The following is a 24,579-nucleotide window of genomic DNA, read 5'->3' as shown; positions in this document are numbered from 1 at the left end:
ATAAAAATACTTACTTCGGAATGTGAATCACAAATACCGTCGGTTCCCCTTCCCTGCTCTCCAGCAGCAGCGTGCCCTCCATCTTCTCCACATTCTTCTTGGCAATGGACAAGCCCAGTCCGGTTCCTCCGCTGGCCGTTGTCCGCGCTTCATCACCGCGAACAAACGGATCAAAGATCGTAGACCACAGCTCCTTCGGAATGCCCACTCCATTGTCCGCAATCTCGATCCTGATCTGCGTGTCCTCGGGAATCACAGATACCCGGATGCGCGTCCCTTCGGGATTATAGGCCAGAGCATTAGAGATCAGATTATTAATGACACTGGCGAACAGCTCGGGATCATAACGGGCATAGACCTCTTCTTCGGGCACCTGAAGGTGAAGCTCGAAGTCTTTTTGCTCAATCTCGCCGTAGGTGTCGGCAATGATCTCCCGCAGATGGTCGCCCAGCTCAAGGCGCTCTATCCGCAGGATGAAATCCGGTGAGTCGAGCTTAAGCAGATCCAGCATATGCTGAATGAGCTTCGTGACCTGAACGGACTTGGTGTAGATGTAATTCAAATATTTCGTCTGCCGCTCCGGGTCGGTAACGCGTCCTTCGATAAGCGCCTGCGCATACCCCTGGATGCTGGTAATCGGGGTCTTCAGGTCATGCGACAGATCGACCATCAGCCGCTGCTTGCTTTTCTCGGCCAGGCGCTTCTCCTCAGTGGTCTTCTCAATCACATCAGCCATGTAGTTGAAGCTGTGGCCGATCCGCAGGAACTCGGTCTCTGCATACAGAGCGATCCGCGTGTTATAATGCCCTTCCATCATACGGTTCAAGCCTAGATTCAGCACCCGCAGCGGCTTCTTGATCCGTCTGGAGACCCAATAGCTGTACACAAAAATCAGCAGCAGAATCAACCCGCTCACCAGGAATACATAAAAGAACACCGAATGATTCAGATAGGAGACCAGAAACTCGTTGTTAATGGAGATATTGATTACATCGCGGGGAATCTTAAGCAACATCCAGGCTGCCCCGGTATCCTGCTCCGTTACGCTCGTAATAGAATAATAAAAGGGCTGGTCGCTGCGGTTCTCCAGTCCCATATACAGGCTGTCCTCGTCATAAAGCTGAACCTCATCCTGCTTCTCACCAATCACCTGAATCACCCGCTTGCCGGAATCGAGCAGCTCCAGCCAGCCCCCGCTCTTCAGCAGACGGTCACTCTCCGGCCCTTGGCCCAGCTCCTCCCGGTACGTCCCGGCTTCCACAGACAAATTGGGGTCAGGCGTCATCCGCTCCCGGATGACTTGGGCGATATCCTTTTGTACGAACAGATAGACCACTAACACCAGCATGAGCAGCATACAGTTGAACAGCAGAAAGTCGATGGTCAGCGACGTCTGAAGCGGGCGGTTATCTCTACTTTTCCACGGGTGCTTCAATTTTGTACCCCAATCCCCTGATCGTCTTCAGGTATTCCGGTCTCTTGGAATCTCGTTCGATCTTGTCGCGGATATTGCTGATGTGCACCATGATGCTGTTGTCCTCGTAGACGTAGAAATCTTCCCAGACGGTCTCATATATTTTCTTGCGTGTAAACACACGGCCCGGCTGCTGCATCAGCAGCTCCAGGATTTTGTATTCGGTAGAAGTCAGAGCGACAGCCTCCCCGGCCACCTCAACCTGACAGGTGCTCCGGTCCAGTGTCAGCCTGCCGAGCACGATCTGCTCATTCGGCTTCTCCTCCTCCGCTGCCTTGGCATCGAACTGATGCACCCGCCGCAGCATGGCCCCGGCACGCGCCACAATCTCCAGCGGATTAAAAGGCTTAGCGATATAGTCGTCCGCTCCAAGCTCCAGCCCCAGGATTTTGTCATGATACTGGCTCTTGGCAGACAGGAATAGTACCGGGAAATGCTCGTGCTCCCGAATCCGCTTCAGCAGCTGCAGCCCGTCCATCCCCGGCATCATAATATCCAGAAGCGCCAGGTCAATCTTGTTATTCTGCATGAGCTTCAAGGCTTCAATTCCGTTCTCTGCTGTCAAAATATTATATTCCTTCTCCAGATACAGCTGCAGAAGCTCAACAATCTCCGATTCATCATCGGCTATGAGAATGGTATACATGGTGAATCCCCCTCTATCTTGTCATGCAAGCCGCGCTCTTTGTAACTATAGCCTGCCATTCTTAATCCAGTCTAAACCAAATCTAAAGAAAAGATAAAGAATTATTACAACTGACATTACAACTCGAAGCTTGGTCGTCACTGCGGTGAACATTTGGACTTCCGGCCGCTGTTGACTCCAGATTTCTTCTATTGGACCGCTGTGCGCGGTTGAAATCCGGAGTCAAAGGCGGTCGCTACCGCTCCTCCAGTTCCAAATTTCCCCTCCGCTTCTTTTGCTTTTTGTTTTTTTCTTTAGTGCTTCCTTACTGGACAGTCATTTAGCTCAGCTTTGCTGCTAAAAAGAAATAATAGCCCGAAACAGACATAAAGAACAGCCCGCACAGCCAATGAATGGCTTAACGGACTGTCGTATGAGGTATATGCTGGCTTATGCAGCTTTACCGGTGAGGATGCAGAATCAGCTTACACCGTAGGTACGGTTCCCCCATCAATCACATACTCGGCACCCGTAATGGATGCTGCGCGGTCGGAAGCGAGGAAGGCTACCAGCTCACCCACCTCTTCAGGGAAGCCGGGACGGCCGATGGGAATGCCGCCTAGCGCGTCCATTACCGACTGCAGCGCACTTTCCACACTGCCTGTCATCTCCGAGATACTCTTCAAGAAGGCATCGGCCGCTGTGGTTTGAATGAAGCCCGGTGCGACCCGGTTCACCCGGATGCCCTGCGGAGAGAATTCCTTGGATAGGCTTTTGCTGTAATTGCTCAACGCAGCTTTGGCGGCTGCATAGGGGATGGTCGATTCGATCAGCGGCAGCACTCTTTGAATGGAAGAGATGTGGATGATGACTCCCTTGCCCTGCTCCAGCATGAGCGGGATCAGCCCCCGGTCCAGCCGCACAGCTGCCAGCAGGTTCAGATTCAGCGCATCCATCCAGTGTTCATCGCTCGTCGCAAGGAATCCTCCGGCAGGTGTCGAGCTTCCTCCAATGTTATTCACCAAGATATCAATGCGGCCGAAACGCTCCTTAACCGCAGCAATTACCCGGTCCACTCCTTCTTGCTTGGACAGATCGGCCTGGACGAACAAATCCGATTGAGGCCCTTCCGTCGGAAGTGTCCGGGCGGTAGTCATAACTTCAGCGCCTGCCGCAGTGAATCTGTGTGCGATAGCCTGTCCCATCCCCTTGGTACCGCCTGTTACCAGGATTCTTTTACCTTCGTATTCTGTCAGCGGGTTAGCATAAGTTATAGCCATCGTTACAGCCTCATTTCATTAGGGATTCCTCAGGTTAGGCTGGAAGTCCAGCCGTCTAAGGTTTATATGTATATCTTAGACTTGATTAATATGAGCGTCTAATTTATTATTTTCATTAAATTCATTAATAATATTAATATATAAAGGTGGCTGTCTGTATGGAGCTTACACAACTGGAGTATTTTCTGACCGTAGCCCGGCTTGAGCATATGACCTCTGCTTCCAAAGCGCTGCGAATTACGCAGCCTGCCTTGAGCCATGCGATTTCCAAACTGGAAAGTGAGCTGGGGGTTCCTTTATTCGAGCGTAAGGGCCGCAATGTCCAGTTGAACCGCTATGGGGTTATGTTCAGTTCGCGGGTCGAAGAAGCGCTGCGCAATATCGGGAATGGGGTGCGGGAGATTGAGGAGTCGTCCAATGCGGAGAGTGGAACCGTTCATCTGTCTTATCTGAATATTCTTGGCGTGGACCTGATCCCATCACTTATCAGAGACTATCAGGCTGACCATCCGAAGGTACGGTTTGATCTGTATCAGGGGAATCACGGGGATATCGACGAAGCGCTGGATAACGGGACCTCGGATATGCTGATTACGTCCAGAGAGACTACGGCGGAGAATAAGGAATGGATGGTGATTCGCAGATTGCCGATTTATATTGTGGTCTCCAGTTCCCACCGGTTCGCCTCGCGTTCCTCGCTGAGTCTGTTCGAGCTGTCGGGCGAGCCGTTTGTAGGACTGAAGACGAATTGCGGACTCAAGAACACAATCACCTCCCTCTTCCAAAATACTAATTTCGAGCTGGCCTCTACCTATTATGCGGAGGATCTGATTACTGTGGCCGGCTTCATCAAAGCCGGGCTCGGCGTCTCCGTGCTTCCACAGACGCTCGGACTGATGCTTGACGGTCTGGTCTGGATTCCCATTCAGGAACCGGGCTGGGAATGGGAGGTGGGCCTGCAATGGCGCCGGGACCATTACCTGTCCCCCGCCTCCAGAAGATTCATGGAGTATATTCGGCAGAGTAGTGAAGTATCCGATTTAATTTTTTGAGTAATACCTTAAACCATTATTTGATATCTTGCATCGAAAGGGTGTTATTATTTTGATTAGAAAAGCGTTTCTGAGAGATTGCCCAGAGATCGCAAGGCTTTCAAGCCAATTGGGCTATCCAGTGGATGTCTCCCAACTTGAAGAGAGACTCAAATGTATCTCTAACCACAACGACCATATTGTTTATGTGATGGAATCAAACCACGTTTTGTTCGGATGGATTCATGCTAATGTACGTTTTTTAATCGAATCGCCACCGTTTGTTGAAATAGCTGGACTTGTCGTCGACAGTGCCTACCGAGGAAATGGGATTGGCAAACAATTAGTACAAGCATGTGAACAATGGGCAGCACAATCCGGATTCACAAAAATTAGAGTGCGCACCAATCAAACTAGATCAGATGCCGTCCAATTCTATAATCGAATTGGTTTTACAATTAAAAAATCGCAGCTTGTGCTCGATAAAGAGATTTAGCGAACCACACGACTACCAGGAAGAGCAATAAATCCATCTGCCAATTCAGCCATCTACCATCGTTTGTTTTAATTTTCTGCGTAACGTGCCTGAAGCTTTTGTTTATGTGATATTAGGATATCTTCAAGCGAAATATCATATTTATTTGCGATCACAATGAGATTTCCTAAAACATCTCCAAGTTCTTCTGTTAATTCAGACTTTTTCTCTTGATATGTACCTGTAACCTCATCTGGACGATCCCTACCAATCTCTAATGCACGAATTGCACGAGCTACCTCCCCGGTTTCCTCAGCAAGAAATCCAATACGGACAAAGATATCTAAGTCTGACCAGTTGCGATTCTTATAATATTCCTTAACCCATTGCTGAAATTCAATAATATCCATGTTTCCCTCCGGTATAACAAGATTGCTCGATCTCAAAAACTCGAAAATAATAATACCATATTGAAGCTTAACAATCTATTTAGTTTATAGCGTGAAGCATATAAATTCTGGCGCAATATTCAAATAAAGAGCTGTCTCACTAGCCGCTTCACGGCTTTGGGACAGCTCTATCAAGTCTTTTTAACGAATCAATGTCTGAATCTCTTCAATGGTTGCCTGGTACTGCGGCTTGAAATCAGCAGAATTCATATAACCTGCTATGCTGGTCAAGAATTGTCTGCCTTCAGGGGTTCCGCTAACCTTAGCGGCATCCAGTGCACACAGCAGCAGGTTACCGTTACCTACACGGCACTCTGTGAGGAAACTTAGCTTGTGATTACGCTCGAAATTATCGATGGTCTGTACAATAGGATTCCAGCTGCGGTCCGCCTCATCCATGATAAGCGATTTGGAATGCTGGGCGATGGTCCACCACGGGTAGGTGGAATGCGCTTCACTCGGGAAATCGCGCAGTACCGGATGCCCGTTATCGATCAACAGGCCCATGGTACCAATTGGAACCGGTCGGTTCATGCTCTCCGAGATGGAGCGGAACATCGGGTAGCACCAGAAATCCGTGCAATAATAGCCTTCGATTCCGTTCTGAACCGATTCCGGCTCCGGCATCAGCAGCACGTTACCGCCTTGCTCCAGCAGGGAGACTGCCTCCTCAGACAGTTCTGTGAACACATGGATGCCCTCAGCTTCAAGCGGGTTATCACTCTGCTCAGGATATATCCACAAGTCGTAGCTCTTGCGGATATCAGTTCCTTGGACCCGGAGCGTCAGCTCCGCCCGGCTCATATGCTCAACCGCCGGAAGCTCAATCGCCAGATCACAAATGTCAATGTAGTGGGTTCCGGCAGGAATAAAGGCTCCGGCTGAGCCCGTTGTCCGAACTCCCCCTTCAACCGCAAGCTCCCAGTGAAGCTCGATGGCATCCGGCATACCGCTGCGGAAGCAGCTCAGCTCCACATGGGCCTCGAAGGTCTCCCCGGCGCCGTAGTTATATTTAGGGAATCTTGCCAGCAGCACGGCATCATTACAGAAGGTCCGCCACTCTTCCGGGCTAATCAGCCCCTTGGAATCCATGAAGGCATCCAGAACACCTACCAATGCTGTACCCTGGCCGCTGAAGTCCTGAAGATCCAGAAGCTGGAACCCCGCTAGCCGGCGGGAACGGAAGGCAGCCTCTAGTTCTTCCTTGTAGCAAGCGACAGCGAGCTGGCCTGAGCTTTTAAAGTATGCATCGGCCAGATGGCCAAGCCCCTTACTCTCCAGCCGTTCGCGGAAAATGGCGAAGTTCCCGGCCTTCAGCGGGCCTGTGTACTTCCCGATTTCCTCGAAATCCGGAAACGTAGCATACTGGCCAATCTCATGCGAGATTACCGGAACCTGCGGTATCCATTCACCGGATTCGCTGCCGGATTGTACGGCCTTGGCTTCGGTACCGTACTGGATCAGGATCTCGCCGCCTGCCTCAGCGGATACTCCTTCACCGCTCCCGAAGCCCGGCGGAATAATCTGGTCGTCGTAATCCTTCATTGTACTTGGCAACGAAGTCTGGACATGGCCGAGCGGAGCGTCGCACATCGCATAGGAGCCTCTGAACAATCTGTCCCGGGTGAAGCGCACGCCGCTGAAGAAATCGTCATGCTCCAGCACCTCCGGCACCCACTGATGGTTATTGGAGCCTTGGGTGTATAACGGCCGGTCATCGAAGGCTTTGTAGTCCTTCAGGAATGAATCAATCCGCTCCTTGCTGCCCCACAGCTCGTTGCCCAGCGACATCATCACGAAGGATGGATGATTGCCGAACTCCCGCAGGATGGCATATCCTTCGCTGATCAGATAATCCTGCTCCGCCTGGTTATGCCCTTCGTCCGTCTCTACTGTAATGGTTCCCCAGAACGGCAGCTCCGGCTGCATGTAGATTCCGAGCAGATCGGCAGCGGTGAACGCAGCTTCCGGCGGGCAGCAGGTGTGGAAGCGGTAATGATTGATCCCATAAGACTTGGAGATCCCCAGAATTCGTACCCATTCCTCCACATCGGTCGGAGCATAGCCTGTGAGCGGGAAGATCAGGCCGTCATGCTTGCCGCGCAGAAAAGTCTTTTCCCCGTTGATGCTGAACTTGTCCCCCTCAGCCCGGAATGACTTGAGTCCAAAGATCACCTCCTGCCGGTCAACGGGAATTCCATCGCTGCCCTTGAGAACAAGGGTGACGGTATACAGATTGGGAGCGAATTCACTCCACAGCAGCGCCTCGGGACCAAGTACATAGTCTATAGTGAACGGACCCGGTGCGATGACATATTCCTCTTCCTCTACGGAATGTGTTGCCTCACTATTGAAGCTATTGGCAGATACCGCGAGTGTAGCACCTTGCTTGCTGTCCAAAGTTGCGGTAATACGGACTGTACGGGCAGGCAGATCAGAATTCAGCCGGATGCCGCTAATCCGGGCTTCCCCATAGAACTGTAGCTCAATCCGGCCGGTAATCCCGTTCCAGTTGGTCTGAGTATCCGGCGAGGTCATATGTCCGCCTTTGGTCGGATAGCCGGTGTTGTCCACCCGGATAGTAAGCGTATGACTCCCGCGCTGCAGCTGCGGCAGCTCATATACATGCGGAGTATTCAAGCTGTCGCGGCTGCCGATCTCGTGACCGTCCAGCCAGAGGGTGGTAAGCCTTGTACGTTCCAGATATAAGCAGCAGCGCTTACCCGCCAGCTCTTCCGGAATCACAACCTCTCTGGAGTACCAGACCGGTCCTTCATAACGGTATTCATCCGTCAGAGCGCCTACCAGAATCTCCTCATTCTTCGGCCCTTTACGGGCGAAGGAGGTAGTTCCCGGCAGCATGATTGCATCGGTAAAAGGTAATACCAGTCCCTTCCCCTTCTCTTCCAGCTGCAGCTTCCACTCGCCTTCAAGACTGATCTTTGACAGCACAATTATCACTCCTAATCATGGTAATCTCTATACTCTTGCGGCCAGATGCCAGCATGAATCCAGCAGTTCATCACTGCGCATCCAGCCTCCGGTCTAATCCTTAATCAAACGCTCCGCCAGCACTTCCCGGCTCCCTGTTAGTTTCTCCCTAAGCAGGGCTGTTTCCTGCTCCAGCAAAAAGCGCATGCCGGAAGGATACCGGCACGCGCTCAATGGATGAAACTGATTCCGTTGTCTGCTGAATAGAAACTTTTAAAGCGCTCCAACGATGGCATGCGGGACGTAATGCTCTTCCAGCCGGGTAATCTCTTCAGCTGTCAGCTGAAGGGATAACGCTCCCACCGCATCGGTAATATGCGACAGCTTCGTCGCCCCGATAATCGGCGCAGTTACCGGCTGTTTCTGCAGCAGCCAGGCCAGTGCAACATGGATGCGTGGAACTCCGCGCTCCGTCGCAATGGCAGCCACCTGCTCAACAATCAGGCGGTCCTTATCGGCTGTAGCGTCATATTTGGATCTCTGTACCTGATCCGTTTCCGAGCGCAGCGTAGATTCCGTCCAGTCCCGGGTCAACCGGCCGGAGGCCAGCGGACTGTAGGGGATGACCGCGATGCCCTCTTCCTTGCAGAGCGGCAGCATCTCACGTTCCTCTTCACGATAGATGAGATTCAGATGGTTCTGCATGGAGACGAACCGGGTCCAGCCGTTCATATCAGCAACATGCAGCGCCTTCTGGAACTGCCAGGCATACATGGCGGAAGCGCCAATGTAGCGGGCTTTTCCCGCCTTCACCACATCATGCAGGGCTTCCATCGTTTCTTCAATCGGCGTAGTATAATCCCAGCGGTGAATCTGGTACAGATCAACGTAATCAGTTCCCAGCCGCTTTAGGCTGTGGTCGATCTCGCTCATAATCGCTTTGCGGGACAATCCTCCGCCGTTCGGTCCGGTTCGCATAGGGAAGAATACTTTGGTGGCAATCACCACCTCATCCCTAGTAGTCATGTCCTTCAAAGCCCGTCCGAGCATTTCTTCACTCGTGCCATCCGAATAGACATTGGCCGTATCGAAGAAATTAATACCCAGGTCCAGTGCGGTACGAATCATCGTCCGGCTCTGCTCTTCATCCAGCACCCAAGGGTGCACCCAGCGCTTGGCATCGCCAAAGCTCATACAGCCCAGGCACAGTCTGGAGACATCAAGGCCGGTATTGCCCATTTTTGTATATTCCATTCGCTTGTTCCCTGCTTTCCTGAGAATAGTGTATATTACAGTCTCTCTTATTGTGCAACAGATAACGGATTGGCGTTATCACAATAGTCGCGAATGATTGCCTAATCCTACCGTTCTCATTAACACTCCCGCCGGATATGCCCTATAATGAAACCATATGAAACTAGGAGGCTCTCAAGTGACTGAAGCAATCGTAATGCAAAAGCTTGAGCTGTGCCGGCTGATTGAGCGGCATACAGGCCGGGACGGCGCTCATGAAACGGCCGTGCCTGCACTGCAATTCATCCGTTACTCCCAGGCGAGTGAGCCTGCTTACCGAGTGTATAACCCGTGTTTTTGCTTCATTACTCAAGGCGTGAAGGAGATTATGCTGGCCCAGGAGCATTTTGTATATACCTCTTCTGATTTCCTGGTGGCTTCCATGAACCTGCCGGTAGTGGGACAAGTGATTAAGGCGTCCCCGGACGTTCCCTATCTAAGCTTCAAAATGGAATTCACGCAAAGCCAGATTCTGGAGGTCCTCCATGAATCACAACTGCAGATTCTGCCCAGGGAGAATGCCCGGCGTGCCTTATTCGTCGGGCACATCGACACGGACCTGCTGAATGCGCTCCTCCGTGTGACGCGGTTGCTCGATACTCCCAAAGACATCCCGTTTCTTGCCCCTCTATATACTAAGGAAATTCTGTATAAACTGCTGCAGGGCCCTTATGGAGTAACGCTCGCCCAGATTGCCATGGAAGGCAGCAGCACTTACCGGATCAGGAAAGCAATTGAACAGATTGTCATCCATAGTGAACAGGCCCTGCGGATTGACGAGCTGGCCGATATCGCCAATATGAGCGTCTCCGCATTCCACCGCAACTTCAAGGAAGTTACGGCCATGAGCCCAATCCAGTTCCAGAAGCAGCTGCGCCTGCAGGAGGCTCGCCGGCTGTTATTAGCCGAGTCTGCAGATGCAGCCGATGTTGCCTTCCGGGTGGGCTACGAGAGCGCCTCACAGTTCAGCCGGGAATATTCCCGTATGTTCGGCGCTCCCCCGCGGGCCGACATCAAGCGGTTGAAGGAGAAATTTGAGCTTCCGGTACAGATTTGATAACCTGCTTAGTCGAGTACAACCTGCTTAGTCGCGATATTCGCGCAGAATTCGCGGTCATGCTCCACGAACAGGATCGTCGGTGTATATTCCAGCAGCAGCTCCTCGATCTGCATCCGGGAGATGACATCGATGAAGTTGAGCGGTTCATCCCAGATGTGCAGATGCACCTGCTCGCTGAGGCTGGCGGCAATCAGCACCTTTTTCTTCTGCCCGCCGCTGTACGTGGACATATCCTTCTCGAATTGCAGCCGTGAGAAATCGAGCTTCCGCAGAATCGACTTGAACAGGCTCTCGTCGATCCCCTGCTCTCGCGCATATTCACTTAAGTCTCCCTTGAGCTGCGAAGTATCCTGGGATACATAAGAGATAGACAACTGGCTGTCCCGCGCGAAGTGGCCGGTATAGCTTATGTCCTCGCCGCAGATCAGCTTCAGAATGCTTGATTTGCCTGAGCCGTTGCTGCCGGAGAGGGAGATCCGGTCCCCCTGTTCCAGAGCGAAGCTAACGCCGGAGCATACCGTTTTGTCGTCATAGCGGATCGACAGCTCCTCCAGCTCCACCAATTGCTGCTTATGATAGGGAAGCTGTGCAATCTTCAGGCTGTCCGCGCTCTCCAGATTCCGCAGCAGCTTCGACTTCTCGGCGATGGCGGATTCCTGACGTTGCTGAATCGACTTGGAACGCTTCATCATCTTGGCGGCCTTGTGGCCGACATAGCCCTTATCCACTTTTAATCCGGAATTCAGGCTGCCGTTCTTGGATTTCTCGACTTCATGTCCCCAGCCGCTGGTCCGTTTCGCCGAATCTGACAAACGTTTGATGTCCTTCCGCAGTTTCTCGTCCTGTGCCAGCTCGAATTGATCCTGTCTGGACTTGTTCTCCCACCAGCTGCTGAAGTTGCCCTTCTGGATCTCAATATTGGTCTTGTTAATCGACAAGATATGGTCCACACAGTTATCGAGAAAAGCACGGTCATGCGACACCAGAATATACCCGCTCTTCGTACGCAGATAGTCACTGACCAGCTTCCGGCCCTTCGCATCCAGATGGTTCGTCGGCTCGTCAATGAGCAGGAACTGGTTCTCGCGCACGAACAGAGCGGCCAGCAGCACCTTCGTCTGCTCCCCGTTCGATAGCGATTCAAACGGCCGGTACAGCGTATCCTCGGACACCCGCAGCAGCGACAGCTCGCGCATCAGCTTCCATTGCTCCATCTCCGGGTCGATCTCCTGCATCACATCCACGGTCAGAGCCGCAGGGTCAGCCACCGCAAACGGGAAATACTCGAAGCCCACCTGTGCGGATATCGTCCCGCTGTATTCATATTTGCCGAGCAGCAGGTTCAGGAAGGTTGTTTTGCCGCGGCCGTTGCGTCCGGTGAACCCCAATTTCCAATCTGTATCCAGCTGAAAGCTCACATTCTCAAAAATATTATCGTAAGTGCCCTCATAGGCAAAAGTCAGCTTGCTCACATTAATCAAAGACATACACATATCCTCCTGTATTCACAAAAATAAAAGCTGCAAGAAGGTTCTCCTCCCGCAGCTCAAATAAACACAGCAAATCTGTTCCCCGGACACTTACCTCCAGGCAGACTTGAATAAGGATATTTGGACCAGAGTGAAAAGAGGCAGACCCTTCCTGCATATAAACCATAAATTGCGCGCCACAAATAACGCTTGTTTATTGGTTACATTACGCAAGAATTGTCCGCACGATACTCTTCAACTCCAATCGCTTAATTAAGTGCATTCTAACACGAGTCTTCCCGGAGATCAACCCGTTAATCAGATCAGTCCGTACTTCAGGAAGCAATTATATAGTCCATCGTTCTCAATCGAATCGGTGATATCGTCAGCAATTGCTTTGAGCGGCTCGCGGGCATTGCCCATAGCAACCCCCACCTGGACATATTCCAGCATCTCCAGATCGTTAAGTCCATCGCCAATCGCCATACTGTCCTCAAGCGGGATATTCAAATGATGCAGGACATCAGCAATAGCCGCAGCCTTATGAACGCCAGGCATCATCAGCTCCCCGCTGTTCTCCCCGAAGATCGGGATGGAGCACTGAATCGCCGTGAACCGGTCCTGTAATTCCTCCTGAATCTGATCAAAGGGCAAGCTGCTCTCCAAGAAGCATACCTTATTAACGTCATCCAGATATAATTCCTCGTCCCCATAAGTAAGCGTTGCGATATAAGGGTGGGGCGACTGCCGTTTTCTCTCCTGCGCCTCAGGGTCATTCAGCAAGTCGCCATAGATTCTGCGTTCCAGATGCGGCTGTAAATGGCGGCTGCCGTGAAGCGCCGTATTGGATTCCAGAATGAAATCGACCCCGTTCGCGTTAAAATAATCGATCAAATGCTTCGCATCCTCCGGGGTCACTTTTTTATGATAAAGCATTTCACCACCGCTCTCCACATATCCGCCGGCCGCTCCAATCAACCCGTCGAACCCGATCTCCCAGATATAATCATAGATTTCAGCCTTGGAGCGTCCGGTGCACAGGTACAGCAAATGTCCATTCTCCCTTGCCTGCTTGCACGCCTGCACTGCCGATTCCGGGACCATTCCATTCTCCATGAGAAGCGTTCCGTCAATATCGATGAAAATAATCTTGCTGCTGGTCTGATTCATGTCCTCTTCTCCCCTTGGTCTAGTCTTCCACTGAACTATAGGTTATGAAATGCGTTCCAAGTCAAGCGTTATTTCCGGAAAGGCCGCCAGATTCATCGAGCCCAGATTTGTCCAAATAGATAGGATAGATAAGATACACTTTAGGTTTGAACTCGAAGCTTGGTCGTCACTGCGGTGAACATTTGGACTTCCGGCCGCTGTTGTCACCAGATTTCATATCCCGTGGGAGGTACATAATGAGAACATTACCAGATTCCTTAGCAAAAACAGCAAGAGCGGTGCTGCTCGGTACATCGCTGACTCTGGCAGGCGGCACAGTGTTTGCAGGTGCACAGCCAGTGGCTGCGGCATCCACAGCGGATGCTCAGGCGGTCTATAACCAGTTCCGCAAATATGTCAGCAATCCCGCAAGCCAGGCCCAGGCACGCAAATATCTTATGAATCATATCTCCAAAGCTGGCTCCTGGTACGGCACAGTAATGATCCTTCAACTTGAGAATGTCCAAAAGGCCGGCTTAGAACGGTTCTCCGAGAAGCTGTATAGTGATTCTGTACAAAAGGCGCTGTGGGATGCCCAAATTAACAACGATATGACCTATACGGAGATCCTGAAGCGGGTTAAAGCGCCTGCGGTCCGCAAGCTGATGGAGGAAATCTGGGATAAAGGTTACAAGCTGGAGACCAGCGAAGGCATGTATTATCCGGTCATGCATTATGAGGGCTTCAAGGCATTCAAGCCTTATGTCAGCAAGGATATCGCCGCTTATATTGATATCATGGCAACGGAGAGCAACAAGCCGTCTACCTTCGACGCCGGCATTGTAATTACCTGGGATGAGCTGATCGGCAGAGCGGCCAACATGAGTGATTTCGTCCAGGATTATCCGAAGTCGAACCGGACGGCGGCCATCCGCAATGAATTATCCTATACGGTTCCCCTAGTACTACTCGGCTCGGATAACACCCCAGCCTACGATTATGACACTAATGCACTCGACCCTGAACTGCGCCAGGCCTACGACCATGCCCAAACAACGGAGGGAACAGGCGATAACAAAGTGCTGAACATCTTGGTCAAGCTGGTAACGCTTCTGAATACTTCCGGTAATCAAAAGACGCCTGCGGTGGAAGCCTATCTGGATCAAGTGGTTAAGCAGTATACTGAGCTTTGATTAGTACAATTGGATTAGCTTGATAGATGCGCACCGGGTCCAATTGTGATCGGTTTTTCGATTACATTTGGACCACACGCGTATGTTGCGCCCCAATGTGTTCGGTTTTTCGATCACATTGGGCCACTCACCTCCGTAGAGCCCTAATGTGTTCGGTTTTTCGATCACATTTGGACCACACCCCTACGTAGCGCCTTAATGTGATCGGTTTTTCGATCACATTTGGACCACACGCGTATGTTGCGCCCCAATGTGATCGGTTTTTCGATTACATTGGGCCACTCACCTCCGTGGTGCCCTAATGTGATCGGTTTTTCGATTACATTTGGCCTCGGCCATCAGACCGCAAGAAGGCTGTCCTTCATCAGAAAGGACAGCCTCTTTGCACATCCGTTACAGTAAATCCTCTTCCTGCGCGCCGGTAATAACCGTAACAATACTTGTGCGTAGCTGATCTGCATTCTTGGCCTGATACGGATCGGCGGCGTAGATGACGGCATCAGATATATAGCCTTCCGCTATCCGGCCCAGCTCATGGCCGCTTCCGAGAATCCCGGCCGCGTCTTCGGTGGCTGACCGCCATACTTCCGCCCGGCTCAGCCCGTAGTCCAGCAGGGTGTCGAATTCCTGCAGGTTGTAGCCATGCAGCGCAGGCGTAGCGTAATCGGTGCCGAAGCCCAGCCGCACCCCCGCCTCTCTGGCATATCCAAGCGCTATAGCGTGAGCATCAGCTGCCCGGGCTGCCCGTTCACAGATGAGCGGACTTAGCGCCAGCACTCCCTTCGGATCAGCAGCGATCCGGTAGATAGAAGTGGTCGGCACATAAGCCACGCCGGATTCGGCCAGTCTTCCGGCCTGATCCCAGGTCATGAACATCCCGTGCTCAATAGATTCCACACCGGCCTGAATGGACCAGTCAATCGTTACCCCGCCCCAGGTATGCACCAGAACCTTCTTCCCGTTCGCATGGGCATGTCGGACGATGAAGCCGAACTCCTCCTCGGAGAAGTTTGGCTCCGTGACCTTCTCGGTCTCAGCGCCAAGGCCGCCGGTCGCCATGATTTTGACCCAGCCTGCCCCGGTCGCGTAGATCTCCGTCAGGCGGTTCTCCAGATGCTTGATCCCCTTGGCATCGGCAGCTCCCAGCATTTCACTGCTGGTCTCTACCCGCAGCGGCTGCTGGTAATACTTCACGAGATGCCGGATCGTGGCAGGCAGAATACCGCCGGCGTCGCGGGCTGTTGTTACCCCCGTCCGCAAGGTAGCGGCGAAGGCCTCCGCCTGCATCACCTCAATCTCTCGGGGGTCCCGGCGGAGCTGATCCTCATGGTCGAAGTCGGTCCAGGCCAGATGGGTATGCAGATCCAGAATGCCCGGACTGATCCATAGCTGCTGCTGCCGGGAGCCTTCCGCCTGTTCCGGCTGCGGCACCGCTTCAGCCACTGCGGTGAACCTTCCGTTCGTAATCTCGATATCGAAGCGTTTCCCCTGGGTACCTGCAATATGAATTCCCGTGTATGCCTGAAATTGCGGCTGCTTGAGGATCATTCCGCTTCCCCCCAGACCTGGCGGACGGCCTGCACTGCCGGTTCAGCATCCAGCTTCAGCAGTCTGGCCAGCGTCTGTACCGCCGCCTCCACACTCTCGCGGCTGGCGTTCGTTCCGAAATGGTTCATCCGCAGCAATTGACCGAATAACTCGCCGTCCCCGGGAGCTACGATACCGATAGGCTGCTTGATCAGCAGAAGCGGCTGCTCGTCAACCCGAATAGTCGTAGTCAGCGTAGAATAATGTCTGCTGTCCTTCTGCCAAGGCGCAAGCCCAAGCTCCGAGATTCCGGCGACAGCAGAAGCCGCCGCGCGTTCATGCCGCTGGATTACCTGTGACAGTCCCTCTTCGGCAACAGCCTCCAGTGCTTCGATTAGAGCTCTGGCTTCCAGGACCGGGATATTCGGCGGGACGCGGAGCTGCGCTGCGCCATCCGGGGACCGCTGCAGATCCAGCAAGGACAGAATGGAATTGCGCGGAGCCCGTTCGTTCGACTCCAGGAAGGCCCAGCCGCGGGGAGAAATACTGACCGCGCTGATTCCGTTAGGACCGGCGAGTGCTTTTTGCGCACCCATCACTGCGAAATCTACTGCCCACTCATCCACGGACAGCGCCTCTCCCCCGACAGCCGACACGGAATCCGTTACCGTAATCAGGTCATGCCTGCGGGCCAGCTTGAAGATCTCCTCCGCAGGGTTCGAGCCGCCTGTAACCACCTCAGCCTGCACCAAAGAAATCGCAACCGGCTGATGCAGCTCAATCGCTGCGGCCACCTCCTCTACCGTAACCACCTGGTCGAAGGGAACCTTCACTTCCGCCACTGTGGCCCCGCCGCGCGTAAGCCACTCGCCGAACAAGCTGCCGTAAGGTCCGGTCACTATGTTCAGAATCGTACGTCCCGGCGCTGCAATTCCTGCCGCTACCGCCTCAATGCCTAGAATCGCCTCCCCCGGAATGATTACCGGAGGATGCTGTGTCCCTAATAGCCGGGACAGCTGCTGTGTTAATGTGTCCAGCTCAGATAGCGTGAGTGGTACGAATCCTGTAGTTTGACGGTTCATATATTCCTCCTGATGTGTTGAATGTTCAATATTGCGGCATCTTGGGAACCGCAGACAATAGCTCACGGCTGTATTCATGCTGGGGCCGGACGAAGAATTCATCCTTCGAATTCACCTCGACCAGCTGCCCCTGACGCATCACAGCGACGGTATCACTGACGGCATGAATAACTCCCAGATCATGGGAGATGAACAGCATCGTAAGATTAAGCTCAGCTTGCAGCGTATGGAATAGCTCCAGCACACTGCGCTGCACCGAGACATCCAGTGCGCTGGTAGGCTCATCGGCGATCAGCAGGCTAGGCTCCACGCTAAGCGCACGGGCAATGGCGATCCGCTGGCGCTGGCCGCCGGAGAATTCATGCGGATATCTGTCCAGAGACTTGGCATCCAGCTGCACCCGGCTAAGCAGCTCCTTACTTCTGCGCTCCACCTGTGAACGTTCTACAATCCGGTGGAACAGCAAGGCTTCAGCCAGAATCTGCCGGACGGTATGCCGGGGGTTCAGCGAAGAATCCGGGTTCTGGAAAATCATCTGAATCTGCTTATACTGTGCCTTGCTCCGCTTCTTCCCTAACGGCTCTGCACCCAGCAGAAGCTGTCCTTCATCCGGGGTGATCAGTCCGGCAATGACCCGGGCCAGCGTAGACTTCCCGGAGCCGGACTCACCGACAAGCCCGAGCGTGGTATGCCGCTCAAGCTCCAGCCGGATCTGATCGAGGGCGGTGAATCCGCCATAACGGACGGTTATATCCTGCACCTGTAATGCTATTTCCATGAGCCCCCGCCTCCTTCCAGCTCCGGCAGAGGGAGCACCGAATCCATTAGCATCTGTGTGTAAGCCTCAGCCGGATGCCGCAGCAGGCTATGTGTCTCGCCTTGCTCAATGATCCGGCCCTGCTTCATTACAACCAGTCTGGAGCAGAGATTGGCGGCAATCGCCAGGTTGTGGGTCACAAAGACCATAGCGAAGCCCAGCTCCTGCTGCAGACTGGTAATCGTATCTATAATCTGGCGCTGAACCGTCACATCCAGCGCCGTGGTCGGCTCATCGCAGAGCAGAATGCCCGGCTTGCAGGCCAGCGCCAGAGCAATGACCACACGCTGACACTGGCCGCCGGAGAGCTGGCCCGGGTAGCGGTCTGTTGTCTTCAGCGAAGCTGGAAGACCGAGCCGTTCAAGCAGCTCCAGGGCAATGCGCCGTGCAGCCCTCATACTGGTTCTCTGTCTGTAATAGACAACCTCGGTCAGCTGCTTCACTACCGGACAGAGCGGGTCCAGCGCTCCTCTGGGGTCCTGAAACACCATTGCACTGCTTACCTTGCTGCGGACCGTTCCTCCGGTCTGCCCCACACCGCGCGGAAGCAGGCCGAGAATGGCCCGCAGCGTCAGCGATTTGCCGGAGCCGGACTCGCCGACTAGTCCCAGGCTTTCGCCGCGTTCAAGGGAGAAGCTGACGCTGTTGACCAGGATTTCTGTGGAAGAGGCTGCGAGTGTCAATTTTTCGAGTTCAAGTACAGGTTGTGTGGTCATCCTTTTCTCCTCCAGATATCGGCCAGTCCGTCTCCCAGGAGAGACAACGCAATTCCCGTATACACGACTGCGAAGCCGGGAACCGCCGACAGCCACCAGGCTGTGGTAATGAAGGGTTGTCCGTCTGCGATCATCGTTCCCCAGTCCGGCGTAGGCGGGGCAATCCCGATGCCCAGATAACCCAGCGTAACAATGGCTACCAGGAGTCCGATCATATCCGTCATCAGCACGACAACGGCTTGCGGCAATACATTCGGCAGAAGATGGCGCAGAAGGATGCGGTGTCCGGGCAGACCAAGCGTCTGCGCCGAGGCAATCCATTCCTGCTTACGGAAGGAAGCGCTGAGTCCTCTGACCACACGGGCGAATACAATCCAGCCTACGAGAATGAAGGTGATGTAGATTCCGCGCTCCCCTGCCCCGCTGGCGAAGGCCACGATAATGACGATCAAATAGAATGGGAAGGCAATAAAAGTGTCCGTGATCAGCGATATGATTCTATCGGTCCACTTGCCATAGTACCCCGAGATCATGCCCAGCATGACGCCCGTGCAGAACGGAATAATCTCAGCCAGCACCATGATCGTCAGATCCGTCCGGGCGGCATAGACCAGTCTGGTGAACAAATCACGGCCAAGCTGGTCGGTACCGAGCCAGTGGGCTGCGGAAGGCGGCTGCAGGAAGGCGCTCAGATTCTGCTCCGTCGGGTTATATGGACTTAAGTAAGGGATGAATATGGCGAGCAGTATAAGTATAGCGAACATAATGATCCCGATCAGTAGTGACGGGGTGTTAAGTACTCTTCGGAGTCCGCTTGTGGGCTTCAGGGTGTCCGGGAGGGTTGTGTCTATCTGTGTAGTATTCATGATTTCCCCTTCGTTCTGGGATCAAGCCACCCGGAGATCATTTCGATCAGCAGACTGATGATCACAACAGCCAGCGCACAATAGAGCGCAATCCCCTGAATCACCGGAAAATCCCTATTCGAGATGGAGGTGAACAGCAGGCTGCCGATGCCCTTGATACCGAAGACCTGCTCCACAACGAGCGTTCCCCCGATCAGGTAGGACACATTCACTCCCAGCAGCATCAAGGTAGGCAATGCCGAATTGCGCAGCACATGCTTGAACAGGATCACTCTGGACGGGATTCCAGCTGCCCGGAGAGTGACAACGAATTCGGATTCAAGCACCTCCAGCATTTGCGCACGCAGCGAGCGGACCAGCGTAGGAATCTGTGAAAAAGCAATCGTGACCGCCGGTAGCACCAGACTATGGAGCGTACCCGACCAGCCCTCGCCAATTCCCCCTACGGGGAACCAGCCCAGCCGCACGCTGAAGAACAAAATGAACAGAATCCCAACCCAGAAGACCGGCATCCCTAGGGTGACCGCTGGAATAATGCGGATCAGATGGTCGAGCAGCTTGTCCTTGTGGGTGGCAGCAACCGTTGCCAGCAGGAGTGCTGTAATGATCGCAAGCCCCGAGGCGATTATAATCAGCAGTAGTGTGACCGGAGCACGCTCTGCAATCAGCTCTCTCGACGAGGTGCCGGCAATAATAGAGTTTCCGGTATCTCCCTGAGTGAAAAGCAGCTTCACGAACCGGGTGAACTGATCCCACAAGGAGAGATCCAGTCCGAGCGTGTGGTGCATATTCTTAAGCGCTTCAGGTGTGCTGTATTCACCGAGAATCATTTTGGCGGGGTCACCGGGTACTATTCTAATCAGGAAAAAGACCGCCGTCATTACGCAGAGGATAACAATTAAGGCTCTTACAAGGGCTAAGGCCAGCCACTTGTAAGAACCGTTGTTTCCAGCTGCACCGCTCAGGGTCAGCTTGGATTTCATCATTTAGCTAGTCGGACATCTTCCAGACGGATACTGCCGTTAGGCAGAACCACAAGTCCGTCTACAGAAGATCGGGCGCCGATCAGGATATCCGGATAGTACAGCGGGATGTAAGGAACTTCATCTGCAAGCGTCTGTAAAAGCTCGGTGTAGATCGTAGCCCGTCCTTCACCGTCAGCTGTCTTCTGGCCTTCATATAGCAGCTTGGTTACCTTCTCATTCGTGTAATGCGTCCAGTACGATTTGCTGAAGCCTTCCGGGTCGGTCTGGAACGCCAGAATCGAGTTCGCTTCCGGGGAATCCGCCTGGCCGCTGTTCAGCATCGCCGCGAAATCATAAGCGAAGAAGCGTTCGCGGAAGGTAGCCAGCTCCACCGATTCAATCTCAATCTTGATCCCGATCGCCTGGCCGGCTGCCTGGATAATCTGGGCTTCCTGGGCCCGGGTGCTGTTGCCGGAAGCCACCAGCAGCTTGGTGGAGAATCCGTCAGGGAAGGCCGATTTGGCCAGCTCTGCCTTGGCAGCCGCCGGATCGAAGCTCAGTGCCTTGATCTTGTCATTGGCATTGTAAGGAATCGTTGACGGCAGCAGGGAAGTCGCCGTCTGCGCATAGCCGAAGGTCAAGGCCTTGGTCAGGCCGTCACGGTCAAGCGCAAGCGCCAGTGCCCGGCGGACATGCACATCGGAGAAGTGCTTATCCAGTGTATTGAAGAAGAGCTGTTCAGTCACCCAGCTGCCGTTCGTTACCACTGTTGTGTCTGCACCATCCTTGATCTCGCCCGCATTCTGTAGCGACAGGGCTTCAACAGCATTCACGGCCCCCGCCTTAAGCTGGTTGATGGCCTGACTGTCATCCTGGATCAGCTTATAGACAAGCTTGTCGATATAAGGCTGACCTTCCTTCCAGTAGTTGGTATTCTTGGTGAAGGTAACATCACCTGCCGGGTCCCATGTCTCGATCACGAACGGCCCCGTGCCAACCGGCTTCTTAAAGAATTCCTCTTCGGTCACTCCGCCGAAGTTATTCGGGATAATTCCGTTCGAGAAGTTCGACAGCTCCGAGATGAACGGGGTGTAGGGCTCTTTTAGCGTGATTACGAGTGTCTTCTCATCCTGTGCCTTCACCGTATCCACCTTGGCCGAGATAGCCAGCGGACCGCCAACCTTCAGATGCCGCTGCAGGGAGAATACCGCATCCTCTGGTGTCACCGGCGTACCGTTCGAGAACTTCAGGCCGTCACGCAGCACGAACGTATAAGTTAAGCCGTCTTCGCTGATCGTATGCGAGGCTGCGAGCTGATCTGTAATTTCACCCTTGCTGTCAAAAGCAACCAGTGACTCAAACACTTTATCAATCGCGAATGCGTTATTCGATGTAATCTGGTTATGCAGATCAAACGACGTTACGGAAGCCGGGCGGCCATACACGAAGGTGCCTCCAGTTGCAGGCTCTGCTGTGCTTGCACTTTCCGTTGCGGCTGGAGCCGTACTGGCCTGAGCCCCATTACTCGAATCCGCAGGATTAGCAGACCCAGAGCAGCCGGCAAGCAGCGATACGAATAATACCGCAAGTGTACCGAGCCCTGCTGTTTTTCTCATAGAAGCTTTTAAATTAATCACGTGTGATCCACCCTTCCTATAAATCATATATGTTTAGTATGGATTGTATTATGGATCAGACCTTCACTTCTGTCAAACAAAAATTCATCCGGCAATCCGAATTGAATCATAATGTTCCAATGAAGGAAATGTATTCGTTATCATCCGCCCGTTATGGCTCTCAGAAGGCTATAATCGTCCAGCTCCAGATCAGGCTCTCTGCCGAGTGCCAGCTTCGCCAGCTGATAACCGATATACGGCCCCATCGTAAGTCCTGAAGCTCCCAGACCATTGGCCGCAAGGACTCCGCTCCACCCGGGGACAGCCCCTATGACCGGCAGAAATCCCGGAGTGAACGGACGGAAGCCGACCCTCACTTCACTATAGGTACCGTCCGCCAGTCCAGGCGCTACTTCCAGTCCCTTAGCCAGAATCTCCTGCATACCGCCGGCGGTCACTCTGGTATTATATCCTTCTACGTCATTCTCATGAGTAGCTCCGATCACAATCTGCTGCCCGGCAAAAGCGAGCAGGTATTGATCGCTTGGCGGGATCACCACCGGCCAGACTTCCGTATCCTTGTGGTCAGATACCTGCAAATGCATGATCTGCCCCTTTTGATAGCTCACCTTGAAGTCAATACCAAGCGGCCGGAGCACCGGGTTCGCCCATGCGCCTGCACAGATAATCACTTCATCCGCCGGATAATAGTGTCCCCCTGCGTGGACTCCTGTTACCCGGCCCGGTTCAAAGGCAAGCTCAGCGTCACCGGTAACCATGACCGCGCCCTGCTGCTGTGCAGAATGAAGCAGAGCGTCCCGCAAGGCGCGGCCATCCACTCTGGCAGCACCGCTGATATGAACCGAGGCGTATCCTTCTGCCAGCAGCGGGAACCGTTCACGGGTCTGCTGTGCGCTAAGCCGCGTGATGACTCCTATCTCCGGGGCATCTGCCAGCCGCATCCGTGCCCGCTGTTCTATTTTGTCGAGCTTGCTTTCATCCGTATGTATACTAAGCGCCCCAACCCTGGCATAACCGGTATGCGCTTCGCCCCCTTCCTTAAGCTGGTTAATCAACTCGGGATAGAACCGTGCCCCCGCCTTCGCCAGCCGGTACCAGGCCTGATTGCGCCGCTGCGACAGCCAGGGACAGATAATGCCTGCCGCTGCATCCGTAGCTTGTCCAGGGTCTTGACGGTCTATAATCTGCACCTCCGCGCCCATCACTGCTAACTGGTAAGCTGCCGATGCCCCGAGAATACCTGCTCCGATCACAATAACTTTCTTCATCTGTACGCCCTTTCTGTGGCAGTCGGATGCTGTAGGCACTTGAACGATAGTAACTGCATTTTGTACAATAGATTGCTGTAAAAAAGGCTTCGAAATAGCATCTATTGTATTCCGTACAATTGAATATTGAAAAAAGGCCATTTTTCACCCAAAACACAACATTCCACTGTATGAAATACAGTAGAATCTCATTTTACGGTCTGCTATGCATTTTCTATTGCAGGAAATACAATCACTTACAGTGTTAAAGCTGATGCTGTACAAATCTCAGCTTACCACAGCTTACCACAGGTCGTTCCTTAGAAGAAGTAGCCCGCCCCGCTTCCCAGCGCAATAATGCAAAAACCCCCGGAACACCATTCCGGGGGGAAGCACACAAACCTTACAGATTCAGTTCTCTGATCCGCTCCGCAAGCTTAGGGAACACGCGGAGTGCGTTGTTATAAAAGACATCCTCATGATAGGCTTCTGGCACCAGGTGCTTCACGAAGGTAATATAAGCGTCCAGCGGGACCAGCGGCCAGTCGGTGCCGAAGACCAGCCGGTCGTATTTCTCGGCGAACACCAGCGCCCGGCGGAAATGATCGGTATAGGTCTGCTCGGTCAGCAGCCGGTCCACCTTGGCCTGATCGCCGACAATCCAGCCGGACAAATCCGTGTAGAGGTTAGGATTCTTTTCCAGCAGAGCTGCGGTGTCCATAACCCAAGGATCGCCCAGGTGGCATAGCATGAAGGTAATCTCCCGGTGCTTCAGGAAGGTCTCCTCCATGGACAGCGGGTGGGAATACTTCAACAATCCCTGGTCCGCGTAAGTCAGTCCGCCATGAATGACTACCGGCAGACCGTAGGCCGCAGCCAGCTTGTAGACCGGATCATAGATCTCATCCCCCACATTGAAGTGGTAATACCCGGCGTACAGCTTGATGCCAACGACATCGGAGCGCTGCAGCGATTGCTCCAGTGCTTCGAGCTGCCCCTCCAGATGAAGGGTGAGCGGGTTAATGCCCACGCAGGTGAACAGATTGTCCGGCAGTGTCTCGCTCAGGTCAAGCAGCATAGGATTGAGGGCAGCGGAATCGGGAAAAGCTCCGGCAACCGTCTCGGTCACTCCCATGCCAACTCCGGCAATGACACCGCTGCGGCGGAACTCCTCCAGGAGTCCCTCGCCGGTATAATCGATATGCGCCAAGGTCTGCGCCGTTTCGTGGAAGGCTGCAATATTGGAATAATGCACATGTGCGTCAATGATTTTCATAGAAGCTTCCTTTCTCT

Annotated in this window: 21 protein-coding genes; 4 read left to right on the top strand and 17 right to left on the bottom strand. The window is 53.3% G+C overall.

What is annotated here, in order from left to right:
- Positions 1-10 precede the first annotated feature (10 nt).
- From NST43_RS14030 to NST43_RS14020, 3 genes are all read right to left on the bottom strand, one after another.
- A complete protein-coding gene (locus NST43_RS14030; protein WP_339224963.1) occupies positions 11-1,435 on the bottom strand; it encodes a HAMP domain-containing sensor histidine kinase in 1,425 nt (474 codons plus the stop codon).
- Positions 1,413-2,120, bottom strand: a complete 708-nt coding sequence (locus NST43_RS14025; protein WP_209990477.1) for a response regulator transcription factor — start codon at positions 2,118-2,120, stop codon at positions 1,413-1,415. The genes NST43_RS14030 and NST43_RS14025 overlap by 23 nt, the downstream gene beginning before the upstream one ends.
- Positions 2,121-2,584: 464 nt before the next feature.
- Positions 2,585-3,379 carry an SDR family oxidoreductase gene (locus NST43_RS14020; RefSeq protein WP_339224962.1) on the bottom strand — a complete coding sequence of 265 codons (795 nt, stop codon included), beginning with the start codon at positions 3,377-3,379 and terminating at the stop codon, positions 2,585-2,587.
- A 158-nt stretch (positions 3,380-3,537) separates the two neighbouring features.
- Here NST43_RS14020 and NST43_RS14015 point away from each other — a divergent pair, with 158 nt between their 5' ends.
- Together NST43_RS14015 and NST43_RS14010 are read left to right on the top strand one after the other, a co-directional pair.
- A complete protein-coding gene (locus NST43_RS14015; RefSeq protein ID WP_339224961.1) occupies positions 3,538-4,431 on the top strand; it encodes a LysR family transcriptional regulator in 894 nt (297 codons plus the stop codon).
- Between the two features lie 52 nt (positions 4,432-4,483).
- On the top strand, positions 4,484-4,906 hold the full coding sequence (locus NST43_RS14010) for a GNAT family N-acetyltransferase (RefSeq protein WP_339224960.1): 423 nt from the start codon (positions 4,484-4,486) through the stop codon (positions 4,904-4,906).
- Between the two features lie 68 nt (positions 4,907-4,974).
- Here the strand turns inward: NST43_RS14010 and NST43_RS14005 are convergent, their stop codons facing one another.
- The 3 genes from NST43_RS14005 to NST43_RS13995 all read right to left on the bottom strand — a co-directional run bounded on the left by NST43_RS14005 (position 4,975) and on the right by NST43_RS13995 (position 9,519).
- Positions 4,975-5,295 carry a MazG-like family protein gene (locus NST43_RS14005; RefSeq protein WP_339224959.1) on the bottom strand — a complete coding sequence of 107 codons (321 nt, stop codon included), beginning with the start codon at positions 5,293-5,295 and terminating at the stop codon, positions 4,975-4,977.
- Between the two features lie 180 nt (positions 5,296-5,475).
- Positions 5,476-8,286 (bottom strand): glycoside hydrolase family 2 TIM barrel-domain containing protein, encoded by a 2,811-nt coding sequence (locus tag NST43_RS14000; protein WP_339224958.1) that lies wholly within the window; start codon positions 8,284-8,286, stop codon positions 5,476-5,478.
- Between the two features lie 252 nt (positions 8,287-8,538).
- A complete protein-coding gene (locus NST43_RS13995) occupies positions 8,539-9,519 on the bottom strand; it encodes an aldo/keto reductase (RefSeq protein ID WP_339224957.1) in 981 nt (326 codons plus the stop codon).
- A gap of 178 nt (positions 9,520-9,697) precedes the next feature.
- Between NST43_RS13995 and NST43_RS13990 the strand changes: the two genes are divergently transcribed.
- On the top strand, positions 9,698-10,615 hold the full coding sequence (locus tag NST43_RS13990; RefSeq protein WP_339224956.1) for an AraC family transcriptional regulator: 918 nt from the start codon (positions 9,698-9,700) through the stop codon (positions 10,613-10,615).
- Between the two features lie 8 nt (positions 10,616-10,623).
- On the opposite strand, the gene NST43_RS13985 is transcribed toward NST43_RS13990, so the two are convergent.
- On the bottom strand, positions 10,624-12,105 hold the full coding sequence (locus NST43_RS13985) for an Lsa family ABC-F type ribosomal protection protein (protein ID WP_339224955.1): 1,482 nt from the start codon (positions 12,103-12,105) through the stop codon (positions 10,624-10,626).
- 300 nt (positions 12,106-12,405) lie between these two features.
- Complete coding sequence (locus NST43_RS13980) at positions 12,406-13,257, bottom strand: HAD family hydrolase (RefSeq protein WP_339224954.1); 852 nt, start codon at positions 13,255-13,257, stop codon at positions 12,406-12,408.
- A 236-nt stretch (positions 13,258-13,493) separates the two neighbouring features.
- On the opposite strand from NST43_RS13980, the gene NST43_RS13975 reads away from it, so the two are divergent.
- Positions 13,494-14,429 (top strand): hypothetical protein, encoded by a 936-nt coding sequence (locus tag NST43_RS13975; RefSeq protein WP_339224953.1) that lies wholly within the window; start codon positions 13,494-13,496, stop codon positions 14,427-14,429.
- Between the two features lie 393 nt (positions 14,430-14,822).
- On the opposite strand, the gene NST43_RS13970 is transcribed toward NST43_RS13975, so the two are convergent.
- From NST43_RS13970 to NST43_RS13930, 9 genes are all read right to left on the bottom strand, one after another.
- Positions 14,823-15,977, bottom strand: a complete 1,155-nt coding sequence (locus NST43_RS13970) for an amidohydrolase family protein (protein WP_209990446.1) — start codon at positions 15,975-15,977, stop codon at positions 14,823-14,825.
- Positions 15,974-17,038 (bottom strand): aminotransferase class V-fold PLP-dependent enzyme, encoded by a 1,065-nt coding sequence (locus tag NST43_RS13965; RefSeq protein ID WP_209990443.1) that lies wholly within the window; start codon positions 17,036-17,038, stop codon positions 15,974-15,976. Before NST43_RS13965 ends, NST43_RS13970 begins: the two co-directional genes overlap by 4 nt.
- A gap of 25 nt (positions 17,039-17,063) precedes the next feature.
- A complete protein-coding gene (locus NST43_RS13960; protein ID WP_339224952.1) occupies positions 17,064-17,816 on the bottom strand; it encodes an ATP-binding cassette domain-containing protein in 753 nt (250 codons plus the stop codon).
- Positions 17,807-18,571: an ABC transporter ATP-binding protein gene (locus tag NST43_RS13955; RefSeq protein WP_339224951.1), complete on the bottom strand. Its 765-nt coding sequence runs from the start codon at positions 18,569-18,571 to the stop codon at positions 17,807-17,809. Before NST43_RS13955 ends, NST43_RS13960 begins: the two co-directional genes overlap by 10 nt.
- A complete protein-coding gene (locus tag NST43_RS13950; RefSeq protein ID WP_339224950.1) occupies positions 18,568-19,437 on the bottom strand; it encodes an ABC transporter permease in 870 nt (289 codons plus the stop codon). Before NST43_RS13950 ends, NST43_RS13955 begins: the two co-directional genes overlap by 4 nt.
- Positions 19,434-20,423 (bottom strand): ABC transporter permease, encoded by a 990-nt coding sequence (locus tag NST43_RS13945; RefSeq protein WP_339224949.1) that lies wholly within the window; start codon positions 20,421-20,423, stop codon positions 19,434-19,436. Before NST43_RS13945 ends, NST43_RS13950 begins: the two co-directional genes overlap by 4 nt.
- On the bottom strand, positions 20,420-22,018 hold the full coding sequence (locus tag NST43_RS13940) for an ABC transporter substrate-binding protein (protein ID WP_339224948.1): 1,599 nt from the start codon (positions 22,016-22,018) through the stop codon (positions 20,420-20,422). Before NST43_RS13940 ends, NST43_RS13945 begins: the two co-directional genes overlap by 4 nt.
- A gap of 161 nt (positions 22,019-22,179) precedes the next feature.
- On the bottom strand, positions 22,180-23,307 hold the full coding sequence (locus NST43_RS13935) for an FAD-dependent oxidoreductase (protein ID WP_339224947.1): 1,128 nt from the start codon (positions 23,305-23,307) through the stop codon (positions 22,180-22,182).
- A 382-nt stretch (positions 23,308-23,689) separates the two neighbouring features.
- Positions 23,690-24,562 carry a TatD family hydrolase gene (locus NST43_RS13930; RefSeq protein WP_339224946.1) on the bottom strand — a complete coding sequence of 291 codons (873 nt, stop codon included), beginning with the start codon at positions 24,560-24,562 and terminating at the stop codon, positions 23,690-23,692.
- Positions 24,563-24,579 lie beyond the last annotated feature (17 nt).

This window comes from Paenibacillus sp. FSL H8-0332 (assembly GCF_037963835.1).
In the GTDB taxonomy this organism is placed as follows: Bacteria; Bacillota; Bacilli; order Paenibacillales; family Paenibacillaceae; genus Paenibacillus_AQ; species Paenibacillus_AQ rhizoplanae.
Note: the sequence above shows the minus strand (reverse complement) of the source record. Positions and strands in the feature narration are given on the sequence as shown.

What these genes read in the sequence shown, in the direction of transcription:
- NST43_RS14025 (WP_209990477.1), bottom strand. Translation starts at nt 2,120, where the DNA reads ATGTATACCATTCTCATAGCCGATGATGAATCGGAGATTGTTGAGCTT.
- NST43_RS14020 (WP_339224962.1), bottom strand. Translation starts at nt 3,379, where the DNA reads ATGGCTATAACTTATGCTAACCCGCTGACAGAATACGAAGGTAAAAGA.
- NST43_RS14015 (WP_339224961.1), top strand. Translation starts at nt 3,538, where the DNA reads ATGGAGCTTACACAACTGGAGTATTTTCTGACCGTAGCCCGGCTTGAG.
- NST43_RS14005 (WP_339224959.1), bottom strand. Translation starts at nt 5,295, where the DNA reads ATGGATATTATTGAATTTCAGCAATGGGTTAAGGAATATTATAAGAAT.
- NST43_RS13995 (WP_339224957.1), bottom strand. Translation starts at nt 9,519, where the DNA reads ATGGAATATACAAAAATGGGCAATACCGGCCTTGATGTCTCCAGACTG.
- NST43_RS13985 (WP_339224955.1), bottom strand. Translation starts at nt 12,105, where the DNA reads ATGTCTTTGATTAATGTGAGCAAGCTGACTTTTGCCTATGAGGGCACT.
- NST43_RS13980 (WP_339224954.1), bottom strand. Translation starts at nt 13,257, where the DNA reads ATGAATCAGACCAGCAGCAAGATTATTTTCATCGATATTGACGGAACG.
- NST43_RS13975 (WP_339224953.1), top strand. Translation starts at nt 13,494, where the DNA reads ATGAGAACATTACCAGATTCCTTAGCAAAAACAGCAAGAGCGGTGCTG.
- NST43_RS13970 (WP_209990446.1), bottom strand. Translation starts at nt 15,977, where the DNA reads ATGATCCTCAAGCAGCCGCAATTTCAGGCATACACGGGAATTCATATT.
- NST43_RS13965 (WP_209990443.1), bottom strand. Translation starts at nt 17,038, where the DNA reads ATGAACCGTCAAACTACAGGATTCGTACCACTCACGCTATCTGAGCTG.
- NST43_RS13960 (WP_339224952.1), bottom strand. Translation starts at nt 17,816, where the DNA reads ATGGAAATAGCATTACAGGTGCAGGATATAACCGTCCGTTATGGCGGA.
- NST43_RS13955 (WP_339224951.1), bottom strand. Translation starts at nt 18,571, where the DNA reads ATGACCACACAACCTGTACTTGAACTCGAAAAATTGACACTCGCAGCC.
- NST43_RS13950 (WP_339224950.1), bottom strand. Translation starts at nt 19,437, where the DNA reads ATGAATACTACACAGATAGACACAACCCTCCCGGACACCCTGAAGCCC.
- NST43_RS13945 (WP_339224949.1), bottom strand. Translation starts at nt 20,423, where the DNA reads ATGATGAAATCCAAGCTGACCCTGAGCGGTGCAGCTGGAAACAACGGT.
- NST43_RS13940 (WP_339224948.1), bottom strand. Translation starts at nt 22,018, where the DNA reads ATGAGAAAAACAGCAGGGCTCGGTACACTTGCGGTATTATTCGTATCG.
- NST43_RS13935 (WP_339224947.1), bottom strand. Translation starts at nt 23,307, where the DNA reads ATGAAGAAAGTTATTGTGATCGGAGCAGGTATTCTCGGGGCATCGGCA.
- NST43_RS13930 (WP_339224946.1), bottom strand. Translation starts at nt 24,562, where the DNA reads ATGAAAATCATTGACGCACATGTGCATTATTCCAATATTGCAGCCTTC.